Annotated in this window: 6 protein-coding genes and 3 pseudogenes; 4 read left to right on the top strand and 5 right to left on the bottom strand. The window is 69.9% G+C overall.

The window, feature by feature from the left end; translation table 11 throughout:
* Positions 1-48 precede the first annotated feature (48 nt).
* The gene (locus D7V93_RS27665) at positions 49-1524 is read right to left on the bottom strand and encodes an aminotransferase-like domain-containing protein (protein ID WP_244237544.1); all 1476 of its coding nucleotides are present in this window, start codon (positions 1522-1524) and stop codon (positions 49-51) included.
* A gap of 415 nt (positions 1525-1939) precedes the next feature.
* Between D7V93_RS27665 and D7V93_RS27660 the strand changes: the two genes are divergently transcribed.
* Positions 1940-3733 (top strand): fibronectin type III domain-containing protein, encoded by a 1794-nt coding sequence (locus D7V93_RS27660; RefSeq protein WP_208723170.1) that lies wholly within the window; start codon positions 1940-1942, stop codon positions 3731-3733.
* 28 nt (positions 3734-3761) lie between these two features.
* Here D7V93_RS27660 and D7V93_RS45235 read toward each other — a convergent pair whose 3' ends face one another.
* Positions 3762-3899 carry a hypothetical protein gene (locus tag D7V93_RS45235; protein WP_158623878.1) on the bottom strand — a complete coding sequence of 46 codons (138 nt, stop codon included), beginning with the start codon at positions 3897-3899 and terminating at the stop codon, positions 3762-3764.
* A 67-nt stretch (positions 3900-3966) separates the two neighbouring features.
* Positions 3967-4317, bottom strand: a pseudogene (locus D7V93_RS27655) (transposase); the annotation flags it as partial.
* On the opposite strand from D7V93_RS27655, the gene D7V93_RS27650 reads away from it, so the two are divergent.
* Entirely contained in the window at positions 4279-6681 is a 2403-nt protein-coding gene (locus tag D7V93_RS27650; RefSeq protein ID WP_120646242.1) for a DUF3293 domain-containing protein, read from the top strand. The pseudogene D7V93_RS27655 and the gene D7V93_RS27650 overlap by 39 nt on opposite strands.
* A gap of 18 nt (positions 6682-6699) precedes the next feature.
* Here the strand turns inward: D7V93_RS27650 and D7V93_RS27645 are convergent.
* A pseudogene (locus D7V93_RS27645) lies at positions 6700-8031 on the bottom strand (transposase).
* 260 nt (positions 8032-8291) lie between these two features.
* On the opposite strand from D7V93_RS27645, the gene D7V93_RS27640 reads away from it, so the two are divergent.
* Positions 8292-9047 carry an SGNH/GDSL hydrolase family protein gene (locus D7V93_RS27640; protein WP_244237543.1) on the top strand — a complete coding sequence of 252 codons (756 nt, stop codon included), beginning with the start codon at positions 8292-8294 and terminating at the stop codon, positions 9045-9047.
* Between the two features lie 346 nt (positions 9048-9393).
* Positions 9394-9825 carry a hypothetical protein gene (locus D7V93_RS27630; RefSeq protein WP_120646244.1) on the top strand — a complete coding sequence of 144 codons (432 nt, stop codon included), beginning with the start codon at positions 9394-9396 and terminating at the stop codon, positions 9823-9825.
* Between the two features lie 351 nt (positions 9826-10176).
* Here D7V93_RS27630 and D7V93_RS27625 read toward each other — a convergent pair.
* Positions 10177-10675, bottom strand: a pseudogene (locus D7V93_RS27625) (protein kinase); the annotation flags it as partial.

Genomic DNA, 10675 nt, shown 5'->3' with positions numbered 1-10675 from the left:
GCAGTCCCTTGAGCACGACGCGCCCGTCCAGCGGCTGCAGCTCCACCGTCATTGCCCCTCCAGGAGGGCCTCGGCCATCCGCCGCGCGACCTCGACCAGCTCCGCGTCGCCGTAGTTGGAGAACCCGATGCGCAGCCCCGGGACGGCGCCGCCGTCGAAGGCGAACTGCCGGCCGGCCTGGAAGGCGACCCCGCGCTCGAGGCCGCGCCGCGCCCAGGCGTCCACGTCCAGCCCCTCTCGCGTGCGGGCCCACAGGGCGAGGCCGCCCGTGGGCGGGTCGAAGGTGAGCGCGGCGCCGAGGTGCTCCGAGAGCGCGTTCGCGAGCACGTCGCGACGGTGGCGGTAGATGGGGTGCATGCGGTTGAGGTGGCGCTCGATCTCGCCGTCCTCGAGCAGCTCCGCCATCGCCCGCTCGAGCGCGGGGTCACCGTGGCGGTCGAGCGCGTCGCGGGCGGAGCGCAGCTGCGCCACGAGCGGCGCGGGCGCGTGGACGAAGCCGAGGCGGAGCCCGGGGCTGAAGATTTTCGAGAGGGAGCCCACCAGCACCACCACGCCCGCGCGGTCCTCCGCGGCGAGCGGCGGGGGCAGCGCTCCTTCGAACTGGAACTCGGCGTCGTGCTCGGACTCCAGCACGGCGAACCGGTGGCGCGCCGCGAGGGCGAGCAGCCGCGCCCGGCGCTCCGGCGAGAGCGCGACCACCGAGGGGTACTGGCGCACCGGGGTGGTGAGCACCGCGCGCAGCCGCTCCGTCGAGAGGAGCCGCTCGAGGGTGTCCACGTCGAGCCCCTGCGCGTCCACCGGCACTGGCAGGCAGCGCGCGCCGGCGCGAGCGCAGGCCTCCCACGCGTCCCGCGCGCCGAGCGCCTCGACCGCCACCGCGTCGCCCGGCCCGAGCAGGGCGTGGGCAACGAGGGCCAGCGGCAGTTGCCCGCCGCGGGTGACCACCAGGCGCTCCGGCGCGGCGGCGACGCCGCGGGCCGCGCGCAGCGTGCGCGCGAGCGCCTCGCGAAGGGTGGGGTGGCCCTGCGGGTCGTCCACCGCGAGCGTGCCGCGCGGGTTCACGGTGAGCGCGCGGCGGTAGGCCCGCGCGAGCGCGGCGCCAGGCAGGAGGCGCGGGTCGGGGTTGCCGGTGGCGACGCGGAGCAGACTGCGGGCGGCGTCGGGCACCGCGGGGTCTGGGGGCCGGCGGAGGTCGAAGCCCATGCCGGCGCCCGTGAGCTCCGCCGCGGGCCCGGGCGGAGTCTCGGAGGCGCCCGGAAGGCGCCGCGGCGGCGTGGGTGCGACGGTGCTCCCCTCGCCCGGCGCCGCCACCAGCCATCCCTCGTCGGCGAGCTCGCGGTACGCGGCCATCACCGTGTTGCGGGACACGCCCAGTCCCTGCGCGAGCGTGCGGTAGCCCGGGAGCGCGTCGCCGGGCCGGAACCGGCCGCGGTGAATCTCGGACATGAGCGCATGCGCAATCTGCAGGTAGACCGGACGGTTGGAGCGCGGGTCGAGGGTGATGGTGGGGATGCCGGGGGCCACGGCTGCTCCGGTCGCTGGCGGCGTGGCCACACGATACGTCGCGGGCGGCCGCTTCGCTCGCGGTGAAGTGAAAGTGAGCCAGCCGCCTACCCCCGCTCAGGGGTGGCCCAGCCGACTTGTCGCGAGTGCACCTCCCCCGTGCCGCGGGCCAGGGGAATAGTCGGCCTCGATGTTCCTCTCCACCGGAGTCTCCATGCCTCGCGCCTCGCCCCGCACCTGCCGTGCACTCCTCCTGGTCTCGCTCGTGGCGCTTGCCGCGTGCGGTGGCGGGCCCACCGACGGGGCCGGCGATGGAGACGCAGACGGCGGCCCGGGAGTCGCCGGGGACGGAGGAGACGGTGGTGGAGCAGGCGGCGGCGACGGGGGTGGACGAGACGGCGGCGGAGGAGACGGCGGCGGCGGAGGCGACGGCGGCGTGGCAGCGCCATCCGCGCCCACGAACCTCGTCGCGCGGGCCACGAGCTCCCAGGGCGTGGAGCTCACCTGGATGCCGCCGTCCGGAGCCTTCACCGGCTTCGAGGTCGAGCGCTCCGTTGCGAGCGGCGGGCCCTTCGCGCTCATCGCGAGCCCACCTGCCTCGGCCCTGGGCTACGGCGAGATGGGCCTCGCCACCGGGAGCACCTACTTCTACCGGGTGCGCGCGGTGAATGGCGCCAGCGCGTCGGCGTTCACCTCCGTCGTGGGTGTGAGCACGGCCGCGGCGGTGCCGCCCAACGCGCCGACCGGCCTCACCGGCGTGCAGGAGGTGGTGGCGTCCGCCGGCGTGGCGCGGCTCTCCTGGACCGACGCCGCGACCGACGAGACCGCCTACGAGGTGCAGTACTCCAGCGAGTTCATCACCTGGGGCTCGACAGTCACGCTCCCCGCGGGCTCGACCGGCTGGGTACACGAGAGCCCGGTCTTCGGCACCAACAACTACCGCGTGCGGGCCGTGGGTGTCGCGGGCGCCTCCGCCTGGGTGCAGGTCTCCGTCTACAACGGCCCCATCGTCATCGGCTCGCTCTGCCCGGCCACGGAGGGCACGTCGGCTTCCGCGCTGTCGCAGACCTCGCTCCGGCTCGGCTGGACCTGGAACATCTGCGGCGGCGTCGCAATCGAGCGTGCGCCGTCCGCCACCGGCCCCTGGGCCGAGGTGGCCCGCTTGGGCAACTTCGTCTTCGGCGGGCCGCCCAACGGTACGTGGGATGACACGGGCCTCGTGCCGGGCACCCTCTACCACTACCGGTTCCGCACGCTCCCCCTCTTCGCCCCCACGCCCTCCGGGCCGCCGTGGTCGCCCTCGGGCTACACGGCGCCAGTCTCGGCGACGACGACGGTGCCGCCTGTCGTCATCGCCACGCCCACCGGGCTCACCGCGACGGTCACCTCCGCCACGAGCGTGAGCCTCGCCTGGACCGACGTGGCCCAGGACGAGACGGGGTACTCCGTGGAGTACGCCACCGGGGCGGCGGGGCCCTTCACCGAGGCCTTCCGCCTCGGCGCCAACATGACCATGACGAGCGTGAGCGGCCTCACGCCCGCGACGGCCTATTGGATGCGCGTGCGCGCGGTGAAGGGGACGACGAGCTCCGCGCCCTCCAACGCAGTCTCGTTCACCACCGCGACCCGCGCCGTGCTGCGCACCACCGGTGACGCCACCGTGATGGAGAGCACCGCGCTGCTCTCCAACCAGAACGTGACCCTGCCCTCCGGACCGAATGAGGTGGGCTGCTTCTTCACCTGGACCATCGGCCCGGGCGGGCAGGCCCTCTTCCACAACTGTGGTGGCTCGGCGCTCCGGTTCGACACGGCGGCGCTCTCGGGGAGGAACGTGCTCGTGGCGGCGCTCGTGATGTACCCCTGTGCCCTCGCCCCACACCCCGTGTCCGACGCGCGCTACCTGGTCCGGGCGCTCGCCGGGGCCTGGAGCCCGTCCACGGTGACCTTCAACACGCTGCCGCAGGTCTACACGGCAGGCTCGTGGTGGCTGCCGGCGCCGACGGCCGGCGGCGCGCAGGCCTGGGACGTGACGACGGTCGTGAAGAACTGGGCGAGCGGGACCTGGCCCTCGAACGGCCTCTACGTGGGGCAGTCGCCCATCACGGACCGCGTGCCGAGTTGGGGCGGGCAGACCTGGGACAACCAGAACCAGGTCACGAGCTACTGCAGCCTCGAGCAGACGGGCGGCTCCATCGACTACGTCCCGGCCCTGCACGTGGACTACCGGTAGGGGGATGGCCCCCGGCGCCGACTCTTGCTCACGGCGTGGAGGAGTCGACCGTGCCCGTCAGTCCCTCCACGTGCCCGCCGAGGGGCTCGAAATACAGCGTGAACGAGCGGCGCTCGCGGTGGAGGCGCGTCCGCATCTCGAGCGATGCCGGCGACGCCGGAGTCACGATGAGCTGCTTGGCGCCGTCGAAGTCGCGGTGGGAAGTGGGATTCTAGAGCGCCGAACAGGTTAGGTCACGCTGCGAGTTGGTAACGCGCGGCGACCTCGAGGTTTTGGACGACCGAGAGTCGCCTGATGTCAAAGAGGTTGCGGCGCGTGCCTCTGTAACGGGCCTTCGGGCCCTGGCGGTTGGCGAGAGGAGCCAGGCGATGCTCGACGCCGACACGCTCGCGGAGTTGTGCGCGGCCCGCGCGCGACTGCAGACGTGAGCGAAGGCGCTGCTGGAGCCGCTCATCGTCACCCATCGTGACGCTGCGCCCCTTGCCGGATGCGGCCTGGGTACAACTGGGGCGCAGCTTGCACGGCCCGCAGGCTTCCGGGTCGAAGTGCACGACGGCGCCGGGCTCGAAGGGCTCCACCTCGCCCGCGGACATCGCGAGTGGGCCTTCCTGACCGCGTGGAACCCGGGCTCACGGCCTCGCGGCAAGGAAGAGAATCAGCGGGAGCAGGAGCGGCTGACGTCCCAGCTCGTCGCGGGCGGCTGGGTGGTGGCGCCCGCCATTGGCGAGGCCGAGGACTGCAGTTGGTCCGAGCAGAGCCTCTTCATCCCGGGACTGCCCCGCGCGGAGGCGGAGCGCTTCGGTCGCGCGCACGGTCAGGTGGCCGTCCTGGTGGGTCGCACCGGAGGTCCCGCGGAGTTGCTGCTGTGTGGCAACGAAGCGCCGCCATCCGCACCTGAGTACGGGCGACAGCCGCAGACCCGTGTCGAGACGAAGTCGGGGCGCGAGCTTCACCGTGCCGCCATGAAGTCGCGCCATCGTCCACGAACCAGAGTAGGTTCCCCCTCCCTGTTCGTTGGAGTTCCGTCGATGCCACAAGCCACACCGCGCTCGTCACTTCTGGGAGCGCGTCCCAGCGTCTTCCTGCTCGCCGGAGCGTTCGTCACCGGCATGTTCCTCTTCGCCCAAGGCGGCTGCGGAGGTGACGAGTGCCAGGACGCCGCCGACTGCCGTGAAGACAAGGGACCGCCGGCTTCGAACACGGAGTGGGTCTGCGAGGACAAGCGCTGTGAGCAGCATTCCGTCCAGGTGCCGCCCCCGGATTCCGGCACGGACGCGGGGACGCCCGACGCGGGGACTCCCGACGCGGGGACTCCCGACTCGGGGACTCCCGACTCGGGTCCCACCACGGTGAGCGTGCAGGTGCTCGCGTTCAATGACTTCCACGGGCAGCTCGAGGAGCCCGCGGGCCAGATTCTGACGGGCGTGGCCCCCGACGGTGGACCGGTACGGGTGAACGCGGGCGGCGTGACGTACTTCGCCCGGCACATCGCGGCCCTGCGGGCCACCAATCCGAACACGGTGGTGGTAGCGGCGGGAGACCTCATCGGCGCCTCCCCGCTGCTGTCGGGGCTCTTCCACGACGAGCCCACCGTCGAGGCGATGAACCTGATTGGCCTGGACCTGGTCGCGGTGGGCAACCACGAGTTCGACGAGGGCAGCACGGAGCTGTTGCGCATGCAGTCGGGCGGCTGCCACCCGGTGGATGGCTGCCTGGACGGGGATGGCTTCCCGGGCGCGAAGTTCAAGTTCCTGGCGGCCAACGTGGCCACGGGCGTGGACCGCACGCTGTTCCCCCGCTACGACGTGCGCGAGTTCGAGGGCGTGAAGGTGGCCTTCATCGGCATGACGTTGGAGAACACGCCGGAAAGCGTCATACCCACGGGCGTGGCGGGGCTCACCTTCAAGGACGAAGTGCAGACGGTGAACGCGCTGGTGCCGGAGCTGCGGCGGCAGGGCGTCGAAGCCATCATCGTGGTGGTGCACCAGGGCGGAATTCCGACCTCGGGCTCGCTGGTGAACGAATGCAAGGGCGCGGGTGCGGACGGCCTCATCTCAGGTGCCATCGTGGGCATGGCCAAGGGCCTCAACGACGCGGTGGATGTCATCGTCAGCGGCCACACGCATCAGGCCTACAACTGCGTCATCGATGGCAAGGTCGTCACGAGCGCCTCGTCGATGGGGCAGCTCGTCACGGACATCGACCTGACGTTGAGCAAGGCGACGGGCGACGTCGTGGAGGCGCGAGCGAACAACGTCATCGTCACTCGCGACGTGCAGGAGGTCGGCGCGGTGAAGGAGCTGGTGACGAAGTACCAGGAGCTCGTCACGCCGAGGGCCAACCGGGTCATCGGATGGGTGTCGCAGACGCTCAGGACACAGACGGACTCCGCGGGCCAGTCCACCCTGGGCTTCGTCATCGCGGACTCGCAGCTGGAGGCGACGAAGCCCGCGAACCTGGGTGGGGCGCAGGTGGCCTTCATGAACCCGGGCGGCATGCGCGCGGGCATCGCCCAGGGCGAGGTCACCTACGGCGAGGCCTTCACCACGCAGCCGTTCGGCAACAGCCTGGTCACCCTGACGCTGACGGGCGCGCAAATCGAGCAACTGCTGGAGCGGCAGTGGCGGCCGTCGGGAGCCACCCTCATGCTGCTTCCGTCGGCGGGCTTCACCTATGCGTTCAGCGCGTCGGCGCCCATCGGAAGCCGCGTCGACCCGGCGTCCATCCGGATCAACGGCGTGCCAGTGAGCCTGACGGCGGAGTACCGCGTCACCGCGAACAACTACCTCGCGAGTGGGGGTGATGGCTTCCCGGTGTTCGCCGAGGGGACGAACCGGCTGGGTGGCGCCGTGGACAGCGACGCGCTGGAGGCATACCTGAAGGCGCACAGCAGCATGGCGAGCCCCTTGCCCGCCCCCGCGCTCAATCGCATCACCATGCTGCCCTAGAGCGCCGAACAGGTTAGGTCACGACGCGCGAAGGTAACGCGCGGCGACTTCGAGGTTTTGGACGACCGCGAGTCGCCTGAGGTCAAAGAGGTTGCGGCGCGTGCCTCGGTAACGGGCCTTCGGGCCCTGGCGGTTGGCGAGATGTGCCAGGCGATGTTCGACGCCGACACGCTCGCGGAGTTGTGCGCGGCCCGCGCGCGACTGCAGACGTGAGCGAAGGCGCTTCTGGAGCCGCTCATCGTCACCCATCGTGACGCTGCGCCCCTTGCCAGACACGGCCTGGGTACAACTTGAGCGCAGCTTGCACGGCCCGCAGGCTTCCGGGTCGAAGTGCACGACGGCGCCGGGCTCGAAGGGCTCCACCTCGCCAGCAGGGCACGTGAGGGTGCCGTCGCGGATGTTCACTTTGAAGTCGCGCTTGCCGAACAGTCCGGGCTTCGCGCTGGCTCCTCGCCACGGCCGGCAGACGACGTCGCCGCCGCTCGCCAGCACGTCTTCGGTCATTGCGCTGTTGAGGTACGCCCTGTCGATGAGGAGGACGTCGGGGAAGAGGTCCTGGTGGGCCATGTCTTCCTGCAGTGCACCGGTTGACTCCTCATCGGGGCGGTTGGCTGGCGTCACGGCGCAGGCCACCACGAGGTCGGTGTCGAGGTCGGTGCTGAGGTGCTGCTTGTAGCCATTGAAACGCTTGCTCTTGCGCCCGTGGCGCATGTCCGGGTCTTCGATGGAGATGCGCCTGTCGGCCGCCACGCCTTGTCGAATCTGAACGCCACCCTTGGGGTGCGGCTCAAGGTCCTGTTCGCGCACCTGCGCGAGCGCTTCGATGTAGTGAGTCAGCGGAGCCGCGACGCACGACTTCGACTGCTTCGCCACCCAGGCCATGAGGCCGTCGAGTTGTCGGCACAGGCGATTGAGTGCGTCGAGCTTCGCGTCGGGCGCGCTCCAACGGTGCGCTCGAGCAGCCGGCGGTCCATCTCGTGCGCGATGAGGCGCTCGCGGAACTGCTGCAGCCCGCCCTGCGAAAACGCGGGCTCGTCTTCTTCATCATCGAGCGTTCCGAGAACCAACCGCCAGCAGCGGTCGCTCGCCGACAGACGCACCGCTTCCGCATCGGAAGTCTGTAGGTAGGCCTGTAGCAACAGCCCCATGCACATCAGGGCGGGCGGCTGCGCGGCTTCACCCTGGCCCGTCTGTCGATACATCGACTCCAACTCGGCCTGAAAAGCGTCGTCGAACAACTCATGCCGGTGCTCGCGCAGAAAGACGAAGAGCTTGCCGACTCTTGTCGGCAAGCCTCAGGAGCTTCTGCTCGCGGGCACTGCACTCCATCGTGGGCTTCCATCGGTCCAACCGGCACCTCCATGCGGAGGTGACCTGAGCACTCGGCGACAGCTCGCGTCGACCGTGCTCGTAAGCGATCGATTTTCCTCGGGCCCGCGATGCGAGAGCGACGCCCAGGACCAACGCCGCGAGAAGCAGGGGCCTGCGGAGTGCCTTCCATTCCACATCCCTGTCTGGGTCCTGGATGACGGTCTTCCAATGAAACAGGCTCGGTTGCGATTGTGGATTTGATGGGATTCATGAGCAGGACATCCTGGAGGGGGCTTCTGATGCATCGGATGAGGAGTCGGGTGTGGGGCGCGCTGGGCGTGGCGCTGCTCGGCTGCTGCGGCCCCCTGGAAGGCGAAGCGCTGGAGGAGCTGGGCACGCAGGAGGCGGGTGTCGCCGCGCTGGCGCCGAAGAAGGTGATGCCGAAGGTGATGCCGCTGGGCGACTCCATCACCCAGGGGGCGGCAGGGCACGCCAGCTACCGGTGCCAGCTCTGGCAGAAGCTGACCGCGAGTGGCTACAGGGCGGACTTCGTGGGCACCCTGTCGACGGGCTATCTGGGGGCGAACACCTGCTCCTCGGTCTGGTTCGACCGCGACCATGAGGGCCACTGGAGTTGGCGGACGGATCAGGTGCTCGCGAACATCTCCAACTGGGCCGCGAGCACACATCCCGACCTGGTACTCATCCACCTGGGCACCAACGACACGTATCATGACCAGACAGAGGACAGCACCGTGTTGGAGCTGGAGCAGATCATCGACCGGCTGCGCGTGGTGAACCCACGGGTGAAGGTGTTCCTGGCCCAGGTCATCCCCACCTCGGGCGCCATGCTGGCGCTGAAACTCCAGTCCCTCAACCAGCGCATGCCCTTGCTGGCCGCGGCCAAGAGCACGGAGGACTCGCCTGTCTACGTGGTGGACCAGTGGACTGGCTTCAACCCCTCAACGGACACGTATGACGGGGTCCATCCGAATCTCATCGGTGAGGAGAAGATGGCGGAGCGCTGGTACCAGGCCATCCGCGAGCACCTCTGACGTCACCCGCGTCCGAGCGTGCCGGCCCGGTTGCCCGTGCTGGCCTCGAACACCTCCCTCCACGTGCGCGCGGCTCTACCGGGTTCAGTCCTGTCGCCCCGGCAGGCCTGCTTGATGAGCCTGGCGGCCTTCCGCTCGTCCTTGGGGACTCCGCGGCCCTCCTGGTAGAGAATGCCGAGGTCATGGCAGCCTCCCTCAAGCGGGGGCAGAGCCGAAGCCAGAAGAGGCAAATGAGCCGCCTGAGGCAGGGGCGAGGCAGCCGAACGTCTACGCCTGGACAAAGCAGGAGAGAAGCGTTTATCTCGTCTACAGGGAAACTCGTTTCCTTTCTCCAACGGGGTTGATCATGAAGAGTTCCACGCTGTTTGCTTCACTTTCGGTGGCGGTCCTGGGCATGGGGTCCGCTCAGGCGGCGACCCTGACCTTCACGGTCCAGAACAAGATCACCACCAGCAGCATCAGCAATACCTTCACGAACACCTGCACGCCGATCATCCCGAGCCTCGGCACGGTCCTGGCCAACTCGACTTCAGTGACGCACCAGCTCGATTGTGGCACTTCGACGGCCGTCGCATTTCGATACGCGAGCGGAACCAAGACCTGTACCTTCAACCTGAGCTCCATCTACACCCCGCCCGATCCGTTCCTGGGTACCCCCGCGTCCTGGACGCCGAACGGCACGGCCACCTCGAATGGCAGCACGTTCGCGACCTGCAAGGCGACCCTGACCGGCATCGGGGCGAGTGGCAGTTACACCTGGGCGCTGTCGATGCAGTGATGCGCTGATGGTCGGGGCCTCGCCTGATGCAGTCCAGACGGGGGCCCCGCGCCGCGGCGGAACGTGCCGGGCGCGACGCCGAGACAGCGCTTGAACGCCCTGAAGAACCGCAGCGCGGCGTTGATGTGAACGCCTGTCTCGAAGACATCGCCGCTTACGGCTTCCACCTGACGGATGCGCACGTGCGGATTACGGAGAGCGCTGTCGGGTAGGCGTTCACGCGGCTCCGGACGGTCTGGCCCCTGCCAGAATCCGCGCTTGCTCCGGAAGATAGACATCACAAGCGAGCATGGCTGCATGGGTTGGCATGAGCCAAGCCACACCGACTGCAGCCACCTTGCGCCGCGTGCCCTATTCGAAGACGCCGATGCCCGGGTCGGAGCCATTGGACGGCTTCGCGGGCTTCGTAGGCCGCGACGGCGCGGTGCGCACCGGATCCAGGCGAACTTCCACGCGCTGGGCCGTCGTGTCCGCGAGCCGGCTGTAGTTGAGCGTGCGTTCCTGGTCCTGGTGGCCGGAGAGCCTGAAGCGCAGCACCGTGACCTTCGAGCGCGGCAGCACCAGCTTCGTGGGCGTGGTGCCGATCTGCTCCGTCCCGTCGAAGATGGCCGCGCCTGAAGGCGTGGAGGTGAGGTCCACCGTCACGTCCTGCGGCAGCGCAGCCTGGGGCGGAGCGTCGGGCGGATCCTCCCGGACCTGCGGGGGCGGCGACGCGACAGGCGCTTTCGGGGGCGTCATCACCACGGGGGCCGGAGCCGGAGGCGTCTCGCCTCCGCCGCGCGCCATCACCACCGCCACGCCCGCGCCAATCAGCACCAGCGGCACGGCGATGAGGGCCACCTTCTTGCCC

This window comes from Corallococcus llansteffanensis (assembly GCF_003612055.1).
Lineage (GTDB): Bacteria > Myxococcota > Myxococcia > Myxococcales > Myxococcaceae > Corallococcus > Corallococcus llansteffanensis.
The sequence above is the reverse complement of the archived record's forward strand: the minus strand, read 5'-3'. Positions and strand labels throughout refer to the sequence as shown.